This is a genomic window from Aminobacter niigataensis (assembly GCF_946995915.1).
GTDB classification, from domain to species: Bacteria; Pseudomonadota; Alphaproteobacteria; order Rhizobiales; family Rhizobiaceae; genus Aminobacter; species Aminobacter niigataensis.
In genome coordinates, this window is sequence record NZ_OX341517.1 from 3,132,789 (window position 1) to 3,155,097 (window position 22,309).

Consider the following 22,309-nt stretch of genomic DNA (forward strand, 5'->3'; position numbering starts at 1 on the left):
GCCGCCGATGCAAGGGCGTTCACGCAACCGAAGCTGCATCCGGCTCGAATCCCTCGAATGTCATCTGGTCGGCCCGCGAGAAGGTTGTCCTCACAGCTTCTTCGTCGCGCACCGTCCAGGTGATGACCGGCATTGCGAGCTTTTCGCGGACGAAGCTGACAAAGCGGTTGGGCAGGTGCGTCACGCTGTAGGAGACAAACGAGATGCCATGCGCCAGCATCGAGAAATGCGCCTCCAGTTCATGATCCACGTCCCCCCAGGCGGTCAGGCCGCCGGGGATGCCGGGCGCATGCCTTGAGAAGTCACGGATCAGCCAGTGGTCGAAGGACATGATCGCCACCTTGCCGTTGTAGTGGCGCAGGGCCTCGCCGACCTTGGCGACAAGGCCGTCGTCGTGGCCGGGGATCCCCTTGAGCTCGATCACCAGCGGCACGCGGCCGTCGACGAGGCGGAGCAATTCGCCAAGCGTCGGCACGTGGTCGGCCGTGCCGCCGACACGCAGTGCGGCGAGTTCGCCAGCGGTCCGCTGCCAGATATAGCCGTTGGTGCCGGTCAGGCGGTCCAGCGAGTTGTCGTGGAACACGACGACATCGCCGTCGGCGCTCAGATGCACGTCGCATTCGATGGCGTAGCCGCGGGCGGCTGCGCGTTCGAACGCCGAAAGCGTGTTCTCCCAGCAGGTCTTGTTGAGGTCGTGCAGGCCGCGATGGGCAATCGGGCGGGCGGTCAGCCAGGAAAGTTCGCTCATGGATCTGTTCACTCGGTCTCGATGATGGCTTCGATCTCGACTGCGGCATTGAGCGGCAGGGAGGCGACGCCGACCGCCGAACGCGCATGCTTGCCGCGCTCGCCAAGTGCCGCGACCAGGAAATCCGAGGCGCCGTTGGCGACGAGATGCTGGTCCGTGAAATCGGACGACGAGGCGACGAAGACGGTGATCTTGACCAGCCGGCGAATCTTTTCGAGGTCGCCGAGTGCCGCCTTGGCCTGGGCCAGGATGTTGACGGCGCATTGCTTGGCCGCTTGCTTGGCCGCCTCGGTGTCGACGTCGCGGCCGACGAGGCCGGAGGCCAGCAGCTTGCCATCCTTGAGCGGCAACTGGCCGGCGGTGAAGACGAAATTGCCTGATGTCATGAACGGTACGTAGTTGGCGGCCGGGGCGGCTGCCGCGGGCAAGGTGACCCCGAGATCGCCCAGCCGCTTTTCGATTGTTTCGCCCATCGTCTTTCCTTATCTCTGTGTCTCTGGTGGCAGGTGAGGCCGCGCCGAAAGTGCTATGTTTGCCTCGCTTCCGCCACGACTTTTTTTAAGGTGGACCATCATTCAAGGCGGCCTGACATGGCCGCGCCGATCGGAGCCAGTGTATGCGCGCAACGCGCCTTGTTTTTCTCGCCAGCCTGTCCACCTCGGCGCTTTCGTTGGCGCCGGCCTTTGCCGCGCCGGTGCTCGCACCCCATCGCGCGGTCTATGATCTGGTGCTCGACCAGGCCTCGGACCGGTCGGGAATCACCGGCCTTTCCGGCCGCATGGTCTACGAGTTCAACGGCTCCGCTTGCGAGGGCTATACGGTCAAGTTCCGTTTCGTCACCCAGATCGCGACCAACGACAACACCCGGCTGACAGACCAGCAGACGACTACCTTCGAGGATGGCGAGGGCAAGAATTTCTCCTTCGTGACCAAATCCTTCGTCGACCAGAACCTCGACAAGGAGGTCAAGGGTACGGCGACGCTCGAGGCGACCGGCCTCAAGGTCGCGCTGGAAAAGCCGGAGGCCGGTTCCGTCGATCTTGCCAAGACCCAGTTCCCGACCCAGCATCTGGTCGAACTGATCGAAAAGGCCGAGAAGGGCGAGACCTTCTACGAGACCAGCCTGTTCGACGGCTCCGAGGATGCCGACAAGGTGATGACGACAACCGTGATCGTCGGCAAGAAGATCGCGGCGCCGGAAGCCGATCCGGAGCGTCCCGCGCTCGCCAGCCTCGCCAAGGACAAATATTGGCCCGTCGACATTGCCTATTTCGATGAAAGCAAGGGCGGCGGTGAGGAAGTGCCCGAGTACCGCATCAGCTTCAAGCTGCATGAGAACGGCCTGACGCGCGATCTGGTGATGGATTACGGCGACTTCTCGATGACCGGCAAGCTGGTCAATCTCTCGCTGTTTCCTGTGCCGCAAGCCGAATGCAAGCCGTAAGCGGGTATTCGTGGCGGTCTATGTTGATGCAGCAATCTGGAAGTGGGTGGGCCATCGCTGGTGCCACCTGCTTGCCGACGACACCGACGAACTGCATCGCTTTGCCGCCCAGCTTGCGCTGAAACGCTCCTCCTATCAGGGGCCGCCCAAGACGTCGGCCCCGCACTACGACATCACCGGCTTTGAGCGTGATCGCGCCGTGCGCCTGGGGGCTGTCGAATGCAGCCGCGAGGAGATCGTGGCCGTGTTCCGCCGTGTTCGGGTGCGCAACTTCAAGCGGCGGCAACCGCAGCCGGTGAAACAAGAGGCGAGGCAGGACGAGCCGGGCGTCTCCCGCTGGGCAGCCGGCAGCTGAATGGGTTGACCAAGACGCCGCGAGAATCGGCCTCACTTTCAAGCGTGATGCTTGGCGTGCAGTTCCCAGGGGGCTGATGCAGGCTCCAGCAGCACGCCAAGCGTCGATTTGCGCAGCTTTCGAGCAGCTCTCGGGGTTGCGCTCGCCAGCCAATACGTCTATATGCCGCCGCATTCCACACACGGACTCTGGTTTCTGCCCGGGAGAAATCCGGCTGAGACCCCCCGGTGGCGTTTCGAGCAATCAAGCGAAAAGCGTCATGGTCCGTGGAGGCTAACCGGAAAAGGAAATGACGAATGGCACTGCCTGATTTCAGCATGCGCCAGCTTCTTGAAGCTGGTTCTCACTTCGGCCACCAGACCCACCGCTGGAACCCGAAGATGGCGCCCTACATCTATGGCGCCCGCAACAACATCCACATCATCGACCTCAGCCAGACCGTGCCGCTGCTGCACCAGGCGCTGAAGCAGATCTCGGACACCGTTTCGCGCGGCGGCCGCGTGCTGTTCGTCGGCACCAAGCGTCAGGCTTCGGACATCGTCGCTGACGCCGCACAGCGTTCGGCCCAGTACTACGTCAACTCGCGCTGGCTCGGCGGCATGCTGACCAACTGGAAGACGATCTCGAATTCGATCCAGCGCCTGCGCAAGCTCGACGAACTCCTGGCCGGCGAAGCCCAGGGCTTCACCAAGAAGGAGCGCCTGAACCTCGAGCGCGAGCGCGAGAAGCTGGACAAGGCCCTCGGCGGCATCAAGGACATGGGCTCGACGCCGGACCTGATGTTCGTCATCGACACCAACAAGGAAGCCATCGCCATCCAGGAAGCCAAGCGTCTTGGCATTCCGGTCGTCGCGATCATCGATTCCAACTGCGATCCGGACAAGATCGACTTCCCGATCCCGGGCAATGACGACGCTGCCCGCGCGATCCAGCTCTACTGCGACCTGGTCGCCAAGGCTGCGATCGACGGCATCGCCCGCCAGCAGGGCTCGCTCGGCGTCGACATCGGCGCATCGGCTGAAGTTCCGGTTGAGCCTGCGCTCGATGCGGCTCCGACGACCGAAACGCCCCAGGCGTAATCGCGAAGGCCGGGAAACCGGCCTTCCTTTTCAGGATTGGGCGCAGCTCGCGCCGGCGTTCGGCGCATCATCGAACCCTCGGTGGTGCGCTCGCGCATTTTGAAGCAAAGAGGCCACCACAATGAGCATTTCGGCAGCACAGGTTAAAGAACTCCGCGAACTGACGGGCGCGGGCATGATGGATTGCAAGGCGGCTCTCAACGAGACCGGCGGCGACATGGAAGCTGCGGTCGACTGGCTGCGCAAGAAGGGCATCTCGAAGGCCGACAAGAAGGCTGGCCGCACGGCCGCCGAAGGCCTGATCGGCGTCGACGCCGGCGTCCGCGAAGCCGTCGTCGTCGAAGTCAACTCCGAGACCGACTTCGTTGCCCGCAACGCAGCCTTCCAGGAAATCGTCGCCGACGTCGCCAAGGTTGCTCTTGCCTATGGCACCACCGAGGCGGTTGCTGCTGCGAAGTATCCGGGTTCCGACAAGTCGGTTGCCGATACCATCAAGGATGCGGTCGGCACCATCGGCGAGAACATGAGCTTCCGCCGCTCGGCCAAGCTTTCGGTTGCAGAAGGCGTCGTCGCGACCTACGTGCACAATGCTGTCGCCGACAATCTCGGCAAGCTCGGTGTTCTGGTTGCCATCGAGACGACCGGCAACCACGATGCGGCCCGTGCGTTCGCACGCCAGGTCGCCATGCACGTCGCCGCGACCAACCCGCTCGCCTTGACCCCCGACGAAGTCGACGCGACGCATGTCGAGCGCGAAAAGGCGATCTTCGCCGACCAGGCCCGCCAGTCGGGCAAGCCCGAGAACATCATCGAGAAGATGGTCGAAGGCCGCATGCGCAAGTTCTACGAGGAAGTCGTGCTGCTCAAGCAGGCCTTCGTGCTCAACCCTGACCTGACGGTCGAGGCTGCGCTCAAGGACGCCGAGAAGCAGATCGGCGCGCCGGCCAAGATCACGGGCTATGTCCGCTTCGCACTCGGTGAAGGCATCGAGAAGGAAGAGAGCGACTTCGCAGCCGAAGTTGCCGCGGCCGTTAAGGGCTAAAAAGTAGCGCTGCATCAAGCGCTTCCTGAGGATAGCCGAAGGGCGCCGCGTGACATCGCGGCGCCCTTCGTGTATCGGAACTCCCGATCTTTCAATCGCCGCGAGGAACTCATGACCGACAAGCCGCTCTACCGGCGCGTACTGCTTAAGGCGTCGGGCGAGGCCCTGATGGGCGAGCAGCATTTCGGCATCGACGTGTCGGTGGTCGACCGCATCGCTTCCGACATCGCCGAGGCGAGGGCGCTCGGCGTCGAGGTTGGCGTGGTCATCGGCGGCGGCAACATCTTCCGCGGCGTGGCAGTGGCCTCCAAGGGCGGCGACCGGGTCACAGGCGACCACATGGGCATGCTCGCCACCGTCATCAATTCGCTGGCGCTGCGTACGTCACTCCACAAGCTCGGGGTCGATGCCGTCGTGCTGTCGGCGATCGCCATGCCCGAGCTCTGCGAAAGCTTCTCTCAGCGACAGGCAACCGCCTACATGGATGCCGGCAAGGTCGTGATTTTCGCCGGCGGCACGGGCAATCCGTTCTTCACTACCGATTCGGCGGCAGCATTGCGCGCGGCCGAGATCGGCGCCGATGCGCTGTTCAAGGGCACCCAGGTCGATGGCGTCTACTCGGCCGATCCCAAGAAGGACCCGGCCGCGACGCGTTTCGAGCGCATCACGCATAAGGAAGTCATTGCCCAGGGGCTGTCGATCATGGATACGGCGGCAATTGCCCTTGCGCGTGAAAACAACATCCCGATAATCGTCTATTCGATCCATGAAAAAGGCGGTTTCGGCGAAATATTGAAGGGTGGCGGTCGCTGCACGGTTGTAGCGGACGCCTGACGATTGAACGATGGCCCCGGAACCGGGACCAAGGAGACTGCGATGAGCACCGACTACAACGATCTTCAGCGCCGCATGGAAGGCGCCATTAACGCGTTCAAGCATGATCTTGCTTCTCTGCGCACTGGCCGCGCCTCGAGCAACCTGCTCGATCCGATCCAGGTCCAGGCCTATGGATCGGCCATGCCGCTCAACCAGGTGGCGACGGTGTCGGTGCCCGAGCCGCGCATGATCTCGGTCTCGGTGTGGGACAAGTCCATGGTCGGTGCGGTCGATCGCGCCATCCGCGAATCGAACCTTGGCTTCAATCCGATCGTCGACGGCACCAATCTGCGCATTCCACTGCCGGAGCTCAACGAGCAGCGCCGCAAGGAACTGGTCAAGATCGCCCATACCTATGCCGAAAACGCCAAGGTAGCGACGCGCCATGTGCGCCGTGACGGCATGGAAGCTTTGAAAAAGGCCGAGAAGGACGGCGACATCAGCCAGGACGACCAGCGCGTCCAGTCCGAGAAGGTGCAGAAGCTGACCGACGACACGATCAACCAGGTCGATAGCCTGCTTGCGGGCAAAGAAGCCGAGATCATGCAAGTCTAAGCCAACCAGAGGCTGGCCGAAAGCGAACGGATGACTACGCCCGCGCATGTCGCGATCATCATGGATGGCAATGGCCGTTGGGCGAAGGCCCGGGGCCTGCCGCGCGTTGCCGGGCACAGGGCTGGCGTCGAGGCGCTGCGCCGTACCGTTCGTGCCGCTGCCGACCTCGGCATCTCCTGGCTGACGGTCTACGCGTTTTCTTCGGAGAACTGGTCGCGGCCCAAGTCCGAGGTCACCGATCTCATGGGCCTGCTCAAGATCTTCATTCGCCGCGACCTGGCCGAACTGCACAACAGCGGCGTGCGGGTGCGCATCATCGGCGACCGGGCGACGCTGCAGCCGGACATTCGCTGCCTGCTGGAGGAAGCCGAAACGCTGACCGCCGGAAACGATTCGCTGACGCTGGTGATTGCCTTCAATTATGGCGGGCGCGATGAGATCGCGCGCGCCGCGAGCCGGCTGGCGGAAGCGGTCAAACGTGGCGAGATCTCGAGCGAAGAAATCACGCCGGAGCTGTTTGCCGAAAACCTCGATACCGCGGGGATACCCGATCCCGACCTGGTGATCCGCACCAGCGGCGAGATCAGGCTTTCCAATTTCCTGCCCTGGCAGTCGGCCTATAGCGAACTGGTGTTCCAGCCCTGCTACTGGCCGGATTTCAATCGCGAGCATCTTGCCGACGCCTTGCGCGAATATACCGGTCGCGAGCGGCGCTTCGGCGGGCTTGCCACTCGCGACGTCGCTTTGTGACGGCGGAGCGCATGAGCAATCTCCAGCTTCGGACAATCTCGGCGATCGTGCTGGCGACGGCGGTGCTCGCCCTGACCTGGGGCGGCGGCCTGCCGTTTCGCTTGCTGTCGGCGGCGATCGTCCTGGCCATTTTCTACGAATGGTCGACCATGTCGCGCGCCAAGACCGGTGCTGTCTGGGCCGCTGGTGATCTTGGCATCTTGCCTGAAGTGGCGATCCTGCTGTTTGCCGGGGCGCTGGTCGCCGGCGTGCCCGCGCTTGCCCTGATCGGCTTGGTCGCCGCATTCACGTTGATTCTCTGGATCGTGGGGCGGTTGCGCGGGGTGGCGGCATGGGAAGCCGCCGGATTCGGCTACGCAGCGCTCTCCGGCCTGTCTTTGGCCCTCCTGCGCGGCAATGACGCATCCGGGCTGGTCGCCATCCTGTTTCTGTTCGCGGTCGTGTGGGCGACCGACATCTTCGCCTATTTCGTCGGCCGCAAGGTCGGCGGGCCAAAGCTCGCGCCTGCAATCTCACCCGGCAAGACCCGCAGCGGCGCACTTGGTGGAGCCGTTGGTGGCGTCGTGGCCGGGCTATTGCTCGCAAGTACCGCTGGTAGCGGCAATCTTGCGCTGCTGGCTGTTGTCGCGCTGCTGCTGTCGGTGATTTCCCAGGCCGGCGACCTGTTCGAATCCTGGGTCAAGCGCCGGCATGGCTACAAGGACTCGGGCTCGCTGATTCCCGGTCATGGCGGCGTGATGGACCGGGTGGACGGGCTTGTCGCGGCGGCATTTGCCCTATACGTCATCGGCTGGATGTCCGGTTCGGCCGATCATCCGGCGCAGGGGCTGTTTCCAGCCTGAGCCACTGCAGCGCGGCGCAAGCGTCGGGCAAGGCAAGTTGGCTCAGATGGGGCTCGATGGTACTGGTTGAGGACTTGATTTGAACGAGTATCTTCCCGCCTTCCTGAGCACGGACGGCCTTTTGATCGGCACCATCGTGCCGTTCCTGTTCGTGCTGACCATCGTCGTATTCGTACACGAGATGGGCCACTACCTCGTCGGCCGCTGGTGCGGCATCGGCGTGAAGGCCTTCTCGATCGGTTTTGGGCCGGAGCTGCTCGGCTTCAACGACCGTCGCGGCACGCGCTGGAAGCTCTGTGCGATACCGCTGGGCGGCTATGTCAAGTTTGTCGGCGACATGAGCGTCACCAGCAAGCCGGCAGGCGCCGAGGACGACAATCTCAGCCCGGCGGAGCATAAGATAGCCTTCCACACCCAGCCGGTCTGGAAGCGCGCTGCAACTGTCGTTGCAGGTCCTCTGTTCAATTTCCTTCTCACGATCGCGGTCTTTACCGTGCTGTTTTCAGCCTATGGCCGCTACGTCATGGAGCCGACCGTGGCGGAGGTGAGGGCGGCAAGCCCGGCCGCCAACGCCGGCATCCTGCCGGGCGACCGATTCGTCAGCGTCGATGGCAAACCGGTGGAAACCTTCTCCGACGTCCAGAGGCTGGTCTCAGGCCGGGGCGGCGATGCGATTGCCTTCGTCATGATGCGCGACGGCAAGGAGATCGCGCTTACGGCCACGCCGGAGATGATGGAGCAGAAGGATGCGCTCGGCAATTCGGTCAAGGTGGCTGTCATCGGGGTGGTCAACAACGAGGAACTGGGCCAGCCGCGGCTGATCAGTTACAGCCCGGGCGGAGCCTTCGTTCAGGCGGTTTCCGAGACGGGCCACATCATCCAGCGAACCGGCCAGTTCCTGAAGCGATTCGTGGTCGGCCGCGAAGACAAGTGTCAGCTTGGCGGACCGGTCAAGATTGCCGACATGGCAGGCAAGGCAGCCCAGTTGGGCTTCATGTGGCTGGTTCAACTGGTGGCGTTGTTGTCGGTCGGCATCGGCTTTCTTAACTTATTGCCGATTCCTCCGCTGGACGGCGGCCATCTCGCGTTCTATGCCGTCGAGGCAGTGATCCGCCGTCCCGTTTCGGAACGGGCAATGGAGGCGGTCTATCGTGTGGGGATGATTCTGGTTCTTGCCTTCATGGGTTTCGTTTTCTGGAACGACCTGTTTGGCTGCTGAAATCATTAAGAAATTCGGAACGGGCAGGGGGGCCGTTGAGGGAGCGTTTACCATCCGGGGCGATATGAGTGACGCGAAAGTCACGCTCGCAGGGTAAGTAAATACAAATTAACTAGAAGCCTTGCGTGTAGGGAAAATCCGGTTATTACGGTATGGGAAATTTACCGCGACGTCCGGTTTTCTCGCCGTGGGGACTTCGAGAAAAAGGTTATATAGCCCGATGAAGGCAGCATTGAAGTTTGCGAGCGCCGCGTCCGCGGTGGCTCTGTCCGCCGCACTGGCCATTCCTGGTGCAGTGGCGGTCCAGTTTGTTGCCGTGTCCGCCGCAGAGGCGGCGGTGGTCAACCGGGTCGAGGTGCGCGGCAACCAGCGCGTCGACGCGGACACCGTTCGCAACTACATCTCCATCAAGCCGGGCAAGTCGTTTTCGAATGCCGATATCGACGAGGCCGTGAAGGCGCTGTTCGGCAGCGGCCTGTTCTCCGATGTCCGTATCAACCAGGTCGGTTCGACCCTGGTGGTTCAGGTTTCCGAATACCAGGTCGTCAACAACGTGCTGTTCCAGGGCAACAAGAAGCTCAAGGACGCGGCACTCGGCGGTGCCGTTCAGCTCAAGCCGCGTGGCGCGTTCTCGCAGGCGGCGCTCGAAGCTGACGCCCAGGCGATCAAGGAAGCCTACAAGCGCGTCGGCCGTGACGATGTCACCGTTGGCACCAATGTCATGGACCTTGGCGAAAACCGCGTGAACGTGGTGTTCGAGATCAACGAAGGCGGCCGCACCAAGATCGCCGCGGTCAATTTCGTCGGCAACGATGCCTATGGCGACCGCCGCCTTGCGGATGTGATTTCGACCAAGCGTTCGTCGTTCCTGTCGTTCATGCTGCGTGACGATATCTATGACGAGGATCGTCTGCGCGCCGACGAAGAGGCGCTGCGCCGCTTCTACTTCAATCACGGCTACGCCGACTTCCAGGTCGTTTCCGCCTTTGGCGAGCTCGACGAAGCGACCAACCAGTACACCATCACGATCACCGTCGACGAAGGCCAGCGCTATACGTTCGGCGACGTCACGGTCGAAAGCACGATCCCCGAGATCGACGGCGCGACGCTGCAGTCGCTGGTCGAGACGCGCAAGGGCGACACCTACAACGCCAAGGACGTCGAGGATTCGATCATCGGAATCACCGAAAACGTTGCCGGCAAGGGCTATGCCTTCGCCAAGGTGACGCCGCGCGGTGACCGCAACTTCGAAAACCGCACGATCTCGGTCGTCTACACCGTCGATCAGGGCGCCAAGGCTTATGTCGAGCGCATCGAGATCCGCGGCAACGAGCGCACCCGCGACTTCGTGATCCGTCGCGAATTCGACGTCAGCGAAGGCGATGCCTTCAACCAGGTGCTCATCCAGCGTGCGAAGAAGCGCCTCGAGGCACTGAACTTCTTCGAGCGCGTCGAAGTCTCCACCGCTCCCGGTTCGCAGCCCGACCAGGTCGTGCTGGTTGTCGACCTGGTCGAGAAGTCGACCGGTGAGTTCTCGATCGGCGCCGGCTATTCGACCGGTGGCGACAATGCCGGCCCGTCGGTGGAAGGCTCGATCACCGAGCGCAACTTCCTCGGCCGTGGCCAGTTCATCAAGTTCTCCGCCGGTGGCGGCAAGAATTCGCGTGACTACAGCTTCTCGTTCACCGAACCGTACTTCCTCGGCCGCCGTATCGCTGCCGGTTTCGACGTGTTCCGCCAGACGCGCAAGTACGACGAGTATGAAAGTGACGTGACAGGCGGCACCATCCGCTTCGGCCTGCCGATCACGGACAATATCTCGACGCAGCTCGCCTACAATCTTTCGCAAGAAGAGTATGCTCTCGACGAGGATTGCTTGACCGCTGGTGGCTACGACCCTGCCAAATGCGATATTTCGCAGGCAATCCTGGACGGTGTTGAAGATAGTCCTTGGATCAAGTCGTCGGTCAGCGGCACGCTGGTGTACAACACCATCGACGACATGAAGAACCCGCATGGTGGCATCTACGCCAACTTCACGACCGAAGTGGCAGGCCTCGGTGGTGACGCCAAGTTCGTCAAGGTTACCGGTCGCGCCAGCTACTACCAGACGCTGTCGGAAGAGCTCGATATCGTTGGCCTCGTCTCGGCGGGCGGCGGTCACATCCAGGGCTTCGGCGACGATGGTCTGCGTGTGTTCGATCACTTCAAGAACAACGACCGCATGATCCGCGGCTTCAAGTACAACGGCATTGGTCCGTTTGACGACGCCACTGACGATCACCTCGGCGGTACGACGTATTTCAATGCGTCGGCAGAAGCCCAGTTCCCGATCCCGGTCGTGCCGGAGAGCTTTGGTCTGCGTGGCGCGGTGTTTGCCGATGCGGCAACGCTTTACGGCAGCAAGGTCGACAACGTGGCGAACCTGGTCTCGACCGACATGCAGTGGCGCGCTTCGGTGGGCATCGGCCTGCTCTGGGCGTCGCCCTTCGGTCCGCTTCGCATCGACTACGCGGTGCCGGTCCAGAAGGAAGACACGGACGACACGCAGGAATTCAACTTCGGCATCTCGACCCGCTTCTAATTTGGCGGAACGACGCTTCCGGGCCATCATGGCCCGGAAGGCCCGGCCTAGCTGGAACAGCATTTCATGACGGATCCGGTGTTTTTTGTGCCGTCACGCCGCTATTCGGTTGGCGAGGTGGCCGGGCTTACCGGGGCCGTGCTCGCCGATCCCGGCCATTCTCACATTGAGATTTCAACCATCGCGTCAGCTTCTGCTGGCGGCGAAGGTGCCCTGGTGTTCGTCGATGGCAAGCGCAATGGCGTGTCGTTGCCGACGCTTCATGCGGCAGCCGTGCTTTGCACGCCTGATGTTGTCGGGCTTGTGCCCGATGGTATTGCCGTCCTGGTGACGCCACGTCCGCAGCAGGCTTTCGCACGCATCGGCCGACTGCTTTATCCTGACGCCGAGCGCCCGGTCGGTGCGACCGGTGAAGCAGGCATTTCGCCCTTTGCGCATATCGATCCCACCGCCCATGTCGAGACGGGCGCGATCATCGAGGCCGGTGCGGTCATCGGACCCAAGGCAGGTGTCGGCGCCGGCACGGTCGTCGCGGCCAATGCCGTGATCGGCCGTTCCTCGCAGGTGGGGCGCGATTGCTACATCGGCCCGCATAGTTCAATCCAGTATGCGCTGATCGGCAACGGAGTCATCATCCATGCCGGCGCCCGTATCGGCCAGGATGGTTTTGGTTTCGCGGGTGGCGCGCGCGGACCGGAACGCATTCCGCAGATCGGCCGGGTCATCATCCAGGACAATGTCGAGATCGGCGCCAACTCGACGGTCGACCGCGGCGCCATGGCCGATACGATCATCGGCGAAAACACCAAGATCGACAATCTCGTCCAGATCGCCCACAACGTGCGCATTGGCCGCAATTGCGTCATCGCCGGTCTAACGGGTATTTCGGGCTCGGTCACCGTTGGCGACAATGTCATGATGGGCGGCGGCGTCGGGCTTGCAGACCATCTGACGGTCGGCGCAGGGGCCAGGCTGGCGGCGCGCAGCGGCTTCATGCATGACGTGCCTGCAGGCGAGATCTGGGCCGGTTTTCCGGCCAAGCCGATGAAGGATGCGATGCGCGAGTTCGCATGGCTCAAGAAGATGGCCAAGACAAAGAAGGACGGTGGGGGCAATGACTGACCAGACGACCAAGACGCTCGAATCCGTCGACATTCTCGGCCTGTTCAAGCTTTTGCCACATCGCTATCCGTTCCTGCTGATCGACCGTATCGTCGACATCGACGGCGACGATTCGGCTGTCGGCATCAAGAACGTCACTTTCAACGAGCCGCATTTCCAGGGCCATTTCCCCGGCCAGCCGGTGATGCCGGGCGTGCTGATCATCGAAGCCATGGCGCAGACCGCCGGCGCGATCTGCCTGCGCCTGGTGGTCGACGAAAGCCCGTCGCTGGTCTACCTGATGACTGTCGATGCGGCCAAGTTCCGCAAGCCGGTTGTGCCTGGCGACCAGCTCAGAATTCACGTCAAGAAGATCAAGAAGCGCGGCAATATCCTCAAATTCGCCTGCGATGCGCAGGTCGATGGCGTCACCGTGGCCGAGGCCGAGGTGGCGGCGATGATGGTGCCGAAGGAATAGCAAGACCTTTCATGCAGACCGAAACTTTCATCCATCCCGCCGCCGTCGTCGAAACTGGCGCAAAGCTGGGCGCGGGCGTCCGCATCGGGCCGTTCTGCCATGTCAGCGCCGATGCCGTTATCGGCGATCGCGTTGAACTGATCAGCCATGTCGCCATTATGGGCGCAACCACGCTAGGTGAAGGCTGCAAGGTATTTCCGCAGGCGACGCTCGGCGCAGCACCGCAGAACAACAAGCACAAGGGTGGCCGCACGACGCTGGTCGTCGGCAAGAACTGCACGATCCGCGAAGGCGTGACCATGCATCTTGGCACCGACACCAGCCGTGGCGCCACCACTGTCGGCGACAACGGGCTGTTTCTCGCCTATGCGCACATCGCTCATGACTGCATCGTCGGTGACAATGTCACCATGGCCAATGTCGCGACGCTTGGCGGCCATGTCGAGGTCGGCAACAACGTGACGCTTGGCGGGTTGTGCGCGGTCCACCAGATGACGCGTATCGGCCATCATGCCTTCGCTGGCGGTGCTGCCATCATCGACGGCGACATCATTCCCTATGGCATGGTGATGGGCAATCGCGCCCGACTGCGCGGGCTCAATGTCATCGGCATGAAGCGCTCAGGCCTGCCGCGCGCCGAAATCTTTGCGTTGCGCAAGGCCTACAAGATGATCTTCGACCCCGCACGCGCAGTGGCCGAGAACATTCCGGCTGTCGAACGCGAGTTCCAGGGGTCGGCCATCGTGCGCGACATGCTCGATTTCATCCAGGCACGGGGCAAGCGCCATTTCACGGTGCCGCCGCTCCGAACCGCCGTCTCCGACGACGCCGCCGATGACGAAAGCTGAGGGCGGAAAGAAGATAGTCCTTTCCGCGGCCGACCGGGTCGCTGTCGTTGCCGGCAGCGGCCGCCTTCCCGTCAATGTGGCCGAGAGCCTGGCCGAGACGGGACACGCGCCATTCATCGTACTGATCGAAGGCGAGACCGATCCCGGCACCAGCCTCTGGAGCTATGACGGCAAGGTGCTGGCGATCGAGCAGTTCGCAGCGCTTGTGCCGCTGCTCAAGCGCGAGCGCATCACCCATCTCGTGCTCGCCGGTGGCATCAGCCGCCGTCCGGCCTGGCGCGCCATCCGTCCAAGCGTTTCGCTTCTTCGCATCCTGCCGCGGGCGCTGGCCGGTTTTGCACGCGGCGACGACGGCCTGCTTCGCATATTGGTCGACCTGATCGAGGACAACGGCATCAAGGTCGTGGGTGCGCATCAGGTCGTGCCGAACTTGCTTGCCATAGAAGGCAGGATCGGCGGGCTTGCGCCCAAGGACGGTGACTGGGCCGACCTCCGGGCCGGGCTGGAGGCCGCAAGCGCCATCGGGGCGCTCGACATCGGCCAGGCCGCCGTCGCCATAGGCGGACGGGCCATCGCCCTTGAAGGCATCGAGGGAACCGATCTTCTGCTCGAACGTGTCCGTGACCTGCGCAACAACGGTCGTATCTCCGGCCGCAAGCGCGGCGTCCTGGTCAAATGTGCCAAGCCCGGCCAGGAAATGCGCGCCGACCTGCCGACTATCGGTCCCGCAACGGTGGATGCGGCACACGCTGCGGGCCTGGCCGGAATTGGTGTCGAAGCTGGACGCTCCTTCGTGCTCGATGTTGGCGAGGTCGTGGAACGTGCCGATCGGCTCGGCCTCTTCGTTGTTGGTCTGACGAGTGAGAGGGGCAAATGACTCAGCCGCCGCTCAAGATCGCCATCGTCGCCGGCGAAGAGTCGGGCGACCTCCTGGGCGCCGACCTGGTGCGGGCGCTGCAGCGACTGACCGGCCGCGAGGTCAGGCTGGTCGGCACCGGCGGCCGGCATTTGCAGCAACTGGGGCTTTCGCCGCTGTTCGATGCCAGCGAGATCGCGCTGATGGGACTGACGGCGATCGTCCGCGACCTGCCGCGCCTGATGCGGCGGATCGGCCAGACGGCGCGCCTCGTAGCTGCCGAAAAGCCGGATTGCCTCATCACTATCGACAGCCCGGATTTTTCGCTGCGCGTGGCCAGGAATGTTCGCGCGCTCGCGCCTGGGATTCCGATCGTCCACTACATCTGCCCGAGCGTGTGGGCGTGGCGGCCGAGCCGGGCCAAGGCGATGGAGCCGCATGTCGATGAAGTGCTTTGCATCCTGCCCTTCGAACCCGCCGAGCTTGCGCGGCTGGGCGGCCCGCACGGCACTTTCGTCGGCCACCGGCTGGTCAGTGATCCCGGTATCGCCGTCGCAGCCGCCATGCAGGAAGGCAAGGGCGCTCTTTCGCCCGACCGCGAAAAGACGCTTCTGCTGCTTCCGGGCTCGCGCCGCAGCGAAGTGCGCGGCCTGATCGGCCCGTTTGGCGAGACCGTTTCGATCCTGCGCGCACGCGGTCACCGCTTGCGCCTGCTGCTGCCGACGGTGCCGCATGTGGCCAGCCTGGTCGAAGACGCCGTCTCCGACTGGCCGGAAAAACCCGAGATCATCCTCGACCCACAGCGCAAATGGCAGGCCTTCGGCGAGGCCGATGCGGCGCTGATAGCGTCGGGAACGGTGTCGCTGGAGCTTGCGCTCGCCGGCGTACCGATGATGTCGAACTACAAGCTCGACACCTTCATGCGCGTGGTGCAGAGGCTGATCACTGTCTGGAGCGCGTCGCTGCCCAACCTGATCGCGGACAGGCCGGTGGTGTTCGAAGCCTACAACCAGTATGTGCGCCCGCAATGGATGGCGCGTCACATCGAGGGCCTGTTCGCCGACAGCGGCATCAGGCGCTGGCAGAAGGAAGGCTTTGCCGAGATACTCCGGCGCATGACGACCGATCGCCCCTCCGGTGAACTTGCCGCCGAAGCCGTCCTCAAACACATCCACAAATGAAAAAAAACGCCCGCCAGGCAAGAGCTTGGCGGGCGTTGTTCAATTCGTTTCGCTTGGCGCTTAGCGCTTGGCGATCGGCAGATAGTCGCGCTCGGCAGCACCGGTGTAGAGCTGGCGGGGACGGCCGATCTTCTGGCGCGGATCCTCGATCATTTCCTTCCACTGCGCGATCCAGCCGACGGTGCGGGCGAGCGCGAACAGCACGGTGAACATGGTCGTGGGGAAGCCCAGCGCCTTCAGCGTGATGCCCGAGTAGAAGTCGATGTTCGGGTAGAGCTTCTTTTCGATGAAGTATTCGTCGGTCAGCGCGATGCGCTCGAGCTCCATCGCGACGTCGAGCATCGGATCGTCCTTGATGCCAAGCTCGCCGAGCACTTCATGCGTGGTCTTCTGCATGATCTTGGCGCGCGGATCGTAGTTCTTGTAGACGCGGTGGCCGAAGCCCATCAGGCGGAACGGATCGTTCTTGTCCTTGGCGCGGGCGACGAATTCCGGAATGCGGTCGACATGGCCGATTTCGCTCAGCATGTTGAGCGCCGCTTCATTGGCGCCGCCATGGGCCGGACCCCAAAGGCAGGCAATGCCGGCGGCGATGCAGGCGAACGGGTTGGCGCCCGACGAACCGGCGAGGCGCACGGTAGAGGTCGAGGCATTCTGCTCGTGGTCGGCATGGAGGATGAAGATGCGCTCCATGGCGCGGGCGAGCACCGGATTGACCTTGTACTCCTCGCACGGCACGGCAAAGCACATGTGCAGGAAGTTGGCGGCAAAGTTCAGCTCGTTCTTGGGGTAAACGAAGGGCTGGCCGATATGGTACTTGTAGGCCATCGCCGCGATCGTCGGCATCTTGGCGATCAGGCGGATCGAAGCGACCATGCGCTGGTGCGGATCCGAGATATCGGTCGAGTCGTGATAGAAGGCCGACAGGGCGCCGACAACGCCGCACATGACAGCCATCGGGTGCGCGTCGCGGCGGAAGCCGGTGAAGAAGCGCGACATCTGCTCATGCACCATGGTGTGGCGCGTAACGCGATGGTCGAAGTCGTCCTTCTGGGACTTGGTCGGCAGTTCGCCATAGAGCAGGAGGTAGCAGACTTCGAGGAAGTCGCCGTGCTCGGCCAGCTGGTCGATCGGATAGCCGCGGTGCAGCAGGATGCCGGCATCGCCGTCGATGAAGGTGATCTCCGACTCGCAGCTCGCCGTCGAGGTGAAGCCGGGGTCGTAGGTGAAGGCGCCGGTGGTGGCGTAGAGCGATGCGATGTCGATCACATCTGGTCCGACCGTTCCGGCGCGCACCTTGAACTCGTGGGTCTGGCCGCGGAACTCCAGTTTGGCGGTCGAATCAGTCATCGCATACTCCTTAGTGCTGAGTTGCCGCCCTGGGCGGCGCAATCTTCATAACAAGGCAACCCGTTAGGCCCGGAATGTCCGAGCCCCCAGCTTCCCCGCTGCTTTCAAATTGACCTGTTGCCGCAATGTTGCACCGCAATAGCCTCATTTCAATGCAAAACTAGGAAAGCACTGCTGACCTAATCGATTTGATCGGAAATGCGGGCTAGACTTTCGTCGCGCCCCAGGACGGCCAACACATCGAACACGCCGGGAGACGTGCTTTTGCCCGTCAGGGCTGCACGCAGGGGCTGTGCGACGGCTCCCAACTTGACGTTCTCGCGCCCGGCAAATTCGCGGATCGCTGCCTCCGCCGAAGTGGCGTTCCAGTCTTCGTTGACGCCGGCCAGCGCCGCGTGCGCGCCCTTGAGCACATCCTTGGCCGGACCGGCCAGAAGCGCTGCCGCCTTCTCGTCGAGAGGCAAGGGACGCTTGGCAAACAGGAAGCCCGCGCCATCCGCAAGCTCGATCAGCGTCTTGGCGCGCTCCTTGAGGCCGGGCATGGCGGCCAGCAGCTGCGCCTTGCGCTTGTCGTCGAGCCTGGCAAGGATCGCATCGCCGCCGGGCAGGTAGGGCAAGGTCGCCACAAAGATGTCGAACAGCTTCCTGTCGTCCATCTGGCGCATGTGGACGCCGTTCAGCGCCTCGAGCTTGGCGAAGTCGAAGCGCGCCGCACCCTTGTTGACGTCTTCGATCTCGAACCAGCGGATCATGTCCTCGATGCTCATCACCTCGTCGTCGCCATGGCTCCAGCCGAGGCGGGCGAGATAGTTGAGCAATGCCTCGGGCAGGTAGCCCATGGCGCGATAGGCATCGACACCGAGCGCGCCATGGCGCTTGGACAGCTTTGCGCCATCGGCACCATGGATCAGCGGGATGTGGGCCATGACAGGCACATCCCAGCCCATGGCGACATAGATGATCGTCTGGCGCGCGGCGTTGGTCAGATGGTCGTCGCCGCGGATGATGTGGGTGACGCCCATGTCATGGTCGTCGACGACGACGGCATGCATGTAGGTCGGCACGCCATCCGAGCGCAGGATGATGAAATCGTCGAGATCCTTGTTGGGAAAGCGCACGTCGCCCTGCACGCGGTCACGCACCAGCGTCTCGCCCTCTGTCGGCGACTTGATGCGGATCACCGGCTTCACGCCTGCCGGGGCTTCCGCCGGATCGCGGTCGCGCCAGCGCCCATCGTAGCGCGGCGGACGGCCTTCGGCGCGGGCCTTCTCGCGCATTTCGGTCAGCTCGTCCTGCGAAGCGTAGCAGTAATAAGCCTTGCCCATGCGGACGAGCTCCTCGGCGACCTCGCGGTGGCGCGGCGCGCGCTCGAATTGCGAGGTCGGCTCGCCCTCCCAGGTCAGGCCGAGCCAGGTGAGGCCCTCGAGAATTGCCGCGGTGGCAGCATCGGTCGAACGCTCGCGGTCGGTGTCCTCGATGCGCAGCAGCATGGTGCCGCCGGTGTGGCGGGCATAGAGCCAGTTGAAGAGAGCCGTGCGCGCGCCACCGATGTGCAGGTAGCCGGTGGGCGAGGGGGCGAAGCGGGTGACGACGGACATGGCGATTTCCAAGGGAGGCATAGCGCGCTTGGCCGAAGACCGGCGGCGCATGGCGTTTCGGTGGCGTTGATGTAGCATAGAAGGTCTGGGGCGCAAGAGGCAGGCCCGATGGGCGACCGCGTGCGGGAGGGGGAAACCGGTAACATTCCGGTGGTCGAGACCAGCGAGCGCGCGTTGCTGGGCGGCCCTGTTGCGCCCGCCGTGGCATGGGCACGACCGAGTGCGCTTGAGGTTGATGCCCCGGGCGACGCCTCGCCGCGGGCGCCACGGCACTATTTTCCCCGGTCGTCGCCATGGTCGGACCAAGGTGCCGCTCTCCGCTCGTCCATGCGAGCCACTCGCGTGGCTATCGAAACCGAACTCGATCGTGGCGCCGCATTCCTGCTCGTGCCGGTCTTTCTGGCGATCGGGGCGCTTGCCTATTTCAGCTTTCGTGCCGAACCGCCCCTTGTGCCGCTGGCCGCAGCCTTCGCGCTATTGGCTGTGCTCGCCTTTCTCACGCGCGTGAACCGGCTGACTCATTACGCGCTCGCCGCCGCGGCCATCTGCCTGCTCGGCATGGCCGTTGCCAAGATTGAAACGGAACGGATGGCAACCAAGATGCTCGGCGCGGCGATATCGGCCGGCATCACCGGGCGGGTGGTCGAGATCGATACCCTCGACAACGGCCGTCTGCGCCTGACCCTCGATATCCTGGCGACCGAACGGCCGGTTCTGCGTTATGCGCCGGATCGCGTGCGGCTCATCGCCCGCAAGGTCCCCGAAGGCGTGAGGGCCGGTTCGCAAGTGACAGGCTATGCCAGGCTGATGCCGCCGTCAGGCCCGGTGCGCCCGGGGAGTTACGACTTCTCCTTCGAAAGCTATTTCGATGGCATCGGCGCCAGCGGCTTTTTCATGAAGGGTCCGGAGCTTGCCGCTGCTGCTAAGCCGCCATCGGCCGCGGGCCAGGCATCAGCCTGGGTGGAAAACGCGCGCGACCGCATCGCCCAGCGCATTCGCGATCGCATCGGTGGTGCTGAAGGGGAAATTGCTGCGGCCCTGGTCGTCGGCGTGCGTGGCGGCATCCCTGAAGACGTCAACGAGGCGCTGCGGCGCACCGGCCTCTACCACATCATTTCGATCTCGGGCCTGCACATGGCGATGGTCGCCGGCACGGTGATGTTGCTGATGCGGCTGAGCTTCGCAGCGTTTCCAGCTTTCACCTCGCGCCGTCCGGTGAAGAAATACGCGGCAAGCGCCGCCTTGGCCGCGACAGCGGGCTATCTGTTCGTTTCCGGGGCGGAGGTCGCAGCGCAACGCAGCTTCATCATGCTGGCTGTGATGCTGACGGCGGTGCTGTTCGACAGGGCCGCCTTGACCATGCGCAATCTGGCGATCTCGGCCATCGTGGTCATCGTCATCTCGCCGCACGAGGTGGTCGGCCCGAGCTTCCAGATGTCGTTTGCCGCGACTGCAGCACTTGTCGGCGCCTATGCCTGGTGGTCCGATCGGCGTGAGCAGCAAGCTCAACCGGCCATCCAGCGGTCGATGCCCTCAAAGCTGTGGCGCTGGTTGGCTACGATGGCGGTCGGGCTTGCCGCGACCTCGGTGATCGCAGGTCTTGCCACTGCTGTCTTCGGCGCCTGGCATTTCCAGCGCGTCTCGCCGCTCAGTCTTGTCGCCAATCTGGCAGTGATGCCGATCGTCTCGGTACTGGTCATGCCGTTTGCCGTGCTTGCCGGCCTCTTCATGCCGTTCCGCCTCGATGGCATCTTCGTCGATACGATGGGTGCCGGCCTGACGGCCATGATCGCGCTGGCCAAATGGTTTTCCGAGCACTCGCCTGTCGACGCGGTCGGACTGGTGTCGACGCATTCGGTCGTTCTAGTCACGGTGGCGCTGATCATCGCATCGATGGCCACGACCTGGTTGCGCGTTGCCGCTCTGCCGCTTGCGGCTCTCGCCCTGCTGGCATTGATGAATGCGGAAGCGCCGGACGTGCTGGTCTCGGAGGACGCGCGCCTGATGGGCGTACAGGTTGGTGCAGGCAGGCTTGCAGTCAATCGTGCTCGGCCAAACCAGTTCACAATCGACAATTGGAAACGTGCCTTGGTGACCGAGGACGTGGTCGGTCCCACGCGTACCGAACAATCGGACGCAACCAGGCCTGAGAATTCAAACAACCCAAAGGCCCTGGGTGCTGCCGGCAGTGGCCCTGCCTTTTCCTGCGCCGACGGCTTGTGTCTCGTCGAGCACCCCTCGGGCGTGCAGGTTGCTCATGCAGAAAGCGCAGTAGCCGCGAGGCAGGCCTGTGCCACCGCTGGCCTTCTTGTCGTCAACGACGCCACTGCAGTCAACGTGTGTACGAACTCAGCTGCGATCGTCCTCACCAGCCGTGAATTGGCACGCCTGGGAAGTGCGGCGATATTCCTGACGCCTGGCGGGGGAGGCGTTCCTCAACAGGTCGACATCCGCCACGCTGTGGCCACGCCATACCGCCCTTGGCATGCGCAACGAGAATTCTCCCGCGAGGCGAGGGGACTGCCGCCCTATCGGCGGGAAAGTAAACGTCAGGGCGCACCGGAGCCGGCAACGCCAGCTCAGTAGGTCGCGCGCAGTGCGCTCCCGACATGCATGCAAGGATCAGTAGCGGCGGATCAGCCCGACGAGCTTGCCCTGCACCTTGACCCGGTCAGGCCCGAAGATACGGGTTTCATAGGCCGGATTGGCGGCTTCCAAGGCGATCGAGGCGCCCTTGCGGCGGAAGCGCTTGAGGGTTGCTTCCTCGTCATCGACCAATGCGACGATGATCTCGCCGGGATTGGCGGTATTGGAACTGCGGATGACGACCGTGTCGCCGTCGAAGATGCCGGCCTCGATCATCGAGTCGCCCTTGACCTCGAGCGCATAATGCTCGCCGCCCATGATCATATCCGGCGGCACCGAAATCGAATGAGTCTTGTGCTGGATCGCGTCGATCGGCACACCGGCGGCGATGCGCCCCATGACCGGAATGGTGACCGCCGCGCCGACGTCGTCGTCATTGCCGTGCGAGAACGATCGCGATGGCTCCGGTTTACGGCCAAGGCTGCCCTCGATGACGCTCGGCGAGAACTTTCGTGCCGCGTTGAGGCCGGGCGCGATCGAATCGGGCAGGCGCAGCACTTCAAGCGCACGTGCCCGGTTGGGCAGGCGGCGGATGAAACCACGCTCCTCGAGCGCCGTGATCAACCGATGGATGCCGGATTTGGAGGCGAGGTCCAACGCCTCCTTCATTTCGTCGAAGGATGGCGGGATGCCTGCCTCCTTCAGCCGCTCGTGAATGAACAGCAGAAGCTCGTGTTGTTTGCGCGTCAGCATGGCCACCCCTGAGGAATCAAAAGAAAAACAAACCCGGAACAAACGCTATCTGTTCCAGTTGTGT

General features: G+C 63.3%; 20 protein-coding genes and 1 pseudogene. 16 read left to right on the forward strand and 5 right to left on the reverse strand.

The window, feature by feature from the left end; all coding sequences use genetic code 11:
• Positions 1-19 precede the first annotated feature (19 nt).
• Together O1Y97_RS15290 and O1Y97_RS15295 are read right to left on the reverse strand one after the other, a co-directional pair.
• Entirely contained in the window at positions 20-748 is a 729-nt protein-coding gene (locus tag O1Y97_RS15290) for a glycerophosphodiester phosphodiesterase (protein ID WP_318761569.1), read from the reverse strand.
• Positions 749-756: 8 nt separating this feature from the next.
• Positions 757-1,221, reverse strand: coding sequence for a RidA family protein (locus O1Y97_RS15295; RefSeq protein WP_183260876.1), 465 nt, complete (start codon positions 1,219-1,221; stop codon positions 757-759).
• 143 nt (positions 1,222-1,364) lie between these two features.
• Here O1Y97_RS15295 and O1Y97_RS15300 point away from each other — a divergent pair, with 143 nt between their 5' ends.
• The 15 genes and pseudogenes from O1Y97_RS15300 to lpxB all read left to right on the forward strand — a co-directional run bounded on the left by O1Y97_RS15300 (position 1,365) and on the right by lpxB (position 15,958).
• Positions 1,365-2,192 carry a cell envelope integrity EipB family protein gene (locus O1Y97_RS15300; protein ID WP_318761570.1) on the forward strand — a complete coding sequence of 276 codons (828 nt, stop codon included), beginning with the start codon at positions 1,365-1,367 and terminating at the stop codon, positions 2,190-2,192.
• Positions 2,193-2,202: 10 nt separating this feature from the next.
• Positions 2,203-2,475, forward strand: a pseudogene (locus O1Y97_RS15305) (DUF4031 domain-containing protein); the annotation flags it as partial.
• 368 nt (positions 2,476-2,843) lie between these two features.
• A complete protein-coding gene (rpsB, locus tag O1Y97_RS15310) occupies positions 2,844-3,626 on the forward strand; it encodes a 30S ribosomal protein S2 (protein ID WP_055977053.1) in 783 nt (260 codons plus the stop codon).
• A 121-nt stretch (positions 3,627-3,747) separates the two neighbouring features.
• Positions 3,748-4,668, forward strand: coding sequence for a translation elongation factor Ts (gene tsf, locus O1Y97_RS15315; protein WP_108607996.1), 921 nt, complete (start codon positions 3,748-3,750; stop codon positions 4,666-4,668).
• Positions 4,669-4,779: 111 nt separating this feature from the next.
• Positions 4,780-5,502 carry a UMP kinase gene (gene pyrH, locus O1Y97_RS15320; RefSeq protein WP_108607997.1) on the forward strand — a complete coding sequence of 241 codons (723 nt, stop codon included), beginning with the start codon at positions 4,780-4,782 and terminating at the stop codon, positions 5,500-5,502.
• A 42-nt stretch (positions 5,503-5,544) separates the two neighbouring features.
• On the forward strand, positions 5,545-6,099 hold the full coding sequence (frr, locus tag O1Y97_RS15325; protein WP_183260885.1) for a ribosome recycling factor: 555 nt from the start codon (positions 5,545-5,547) through the stop codon (positions 6,097-6,099).
• A gap of 12 nt (positions 6,100-6,111) precedes the next feature.
• The gene (locus O1Y97_RS15330) at positions 6,112-6,849 is read left to right on the forward strand and encodes an isoprenyl transferase (RefSeq protein WP_256371671.1); all 738 of its coding nucleotides are present in this window, start codon (positions 6,112-6,114) and stop codon (positions 6,847-6,849) included.
• Between the two features lie 11 nt (positions 6,850-6,860).
• Positions 6,861-7,691, forward strand: a complete 831-nt coding sequence (locus O1Y97_RS15335) for a phosphatidate cytidylyltransferase (RefSeq protein ID WP_183260887.1) — start codon at positions 6,861-6,863, stop codon at positions 7,689-7,691.
• A gap of 79 nt (positions 7,692-7,770) precedes the next feature.
• Positions 7,771-8,910 (forward strand): RIP metalloprotease RseP, encoded by a 1,140-nt coding sequence (gene rseP, locus O1Y97_RS15340; RefSeq protein WP_108608001.1) that lies wholly within the window; start codon positions 7,771-7,773, stop codon positions 8,908-8,910.
• Positions 8,911-9,130: 220 nt separating this feature from the next.
• Complete coding sequence (gene bamA, locus O1Y97_RS15345; RefSeq protein WP_318761571.1) at positions 9,131-11,494, forward strand: outer membrane protein assembly factor BamA; 2,364 nt, start codon at positions 9,131-9,133, stop codon at positions 11,492-11,494.
• A gap of 66 nt (positions 11,495-11,560) precedes the next feature.
• A complete protein-coding gene (gene lpxD, locus O1Y97_RS15350) occupies positions 11,561-12,616 on the forward strand; it encodes a UDP-3-O-(3-hydroxymyristoyl)glucosamine N-acyltransferase (protein ID WP_318761572.1) in 1,056 nt (351 codons plus the stop codon).
• Entirely contained in the window at positions 12,609-13,073 is a 465-nt protein-coding gene (gene fabZ, locus O1Y97_RS15355; RefSeq protein ID WP_108608004.1) for a 3-hydroxyacyl-ACP dehydratase FabZ, read from the forward strand. The genes lpxD and fabZ overlap by 8 nt, the downstream gene beginning before the upstream one ends.
• A gap of 11 nt (positions 13,074-13,084) precedes the next feature.
• Complete coding sequence (gene lpxA, locus O1Y97_RS15360) at positions 13,085-13,921, forward strand: acyl-ACP--UDP-N-acetylglucosamine O-acyltransferase (RefSeq protein ID WP_108608005.1); 837 nt, start codon at positions 13,085-13,087, stop codon at positions 13,919-13,921.
• The gene (locus tag O1Y97_RS15365) at positions 13,908-14,798 is read left to right on the forward strand and encodes an LpxI family protein (RefSeq protein ID WP_318761573.1); all 891 of its coding nucleotides are present in this window, start codon (positions 13,908-13,910) and stop codon (positions 14,796-14,798) included. The genes lpxA and O1Y97_RS15365 overlap by 14 nt, the downstream gene beginning before the upstream one ends.
• Positions 14,795-15,958 carry a lipid-A-disaccharide synthase gene (gene lpxB / locus O1Y97_RS15370; RefSeq protein WP_318761574.1) on the forward strand — a complete coding sequence of 388 codons (1,164 nt, stop codon included), beginning with the start codon at positions 14,795-14,797 and terminating at the stop codon, positions 15,956-15,958. Before O1Y97_RS15365 ends, lpxB begins: the two co-directional genes overlap by 4 nt.
• 60 nt (positions 15,959-16,018) lie before the next feature.
• Here lpxB and gltA read toward each other — a convergent pair whose 3' ends face one another.
• Both gltA and gltX read right to left on the reverse strand, forming a co-directional pair.
• Positions 16,019-17,308 carry a citrate synthase gene (gltA, locus tag O1Y97_RS15375; RefSeq protein WP_108608008.1) on the reverse strand — a complete coding sequence of 430 codons (1,290 nt, stop codon included), beginning with the start codon at positions 17,306-17,308 and terminating at the stop codon, positions 16,019-16,021.
• 179 nt (positions 17,309-17,487) lie between these two features.
• Positions 17,488-18,912, reverse strand: a complete 1,425-nt coding sequence (gene gltX, locus O1Y97_RS15380) for a glutamate--tRNA ligase (protein ID WP_318764218.1) — start codon at positions 18,910-18,912, stop codon at positions 17,488-17,490.
• 336 nt (positions 18,913-19,248) lie between these two features.
• Here gltX and O1Y97_RS15385 point away from each other — a divergent pair, with 336 nt between their 5' ends.
• Positions 19,249-21,492 carry a ComEC/Rec2 family competence protein gene (locus O1Y97_RS15385; protein WP_318761575.1) on the forward strand — a complete coding sequence of 748 codons (2,244 nt, stop codon included), beginning with the start codon at positions 19,249-19,251 and terminating at the stop codon, positions 21,490-21,492.
• Positions 21,493-21,528: 36 nt separating this feature from the next.
• Here O1Y97_RS15385 and lexA read toward each other — a convergent pair whose 3' ends face one another.
• Positions 21,529-22,245 carry a transcriptional repressor LexA gene (lexA, locus tag O1Y97_RS15390; protein ID WP_108608010.1) on the reverse strand — a complete coding sequence of 239 codons (717 nt, stop codon included), beginning with the start codon at positions 22,243-22,245 and terminating at the stop codon, positions 21,529-21,531.
• Positions 22,246-22,309: the final 64 nt, after the last annotated feature.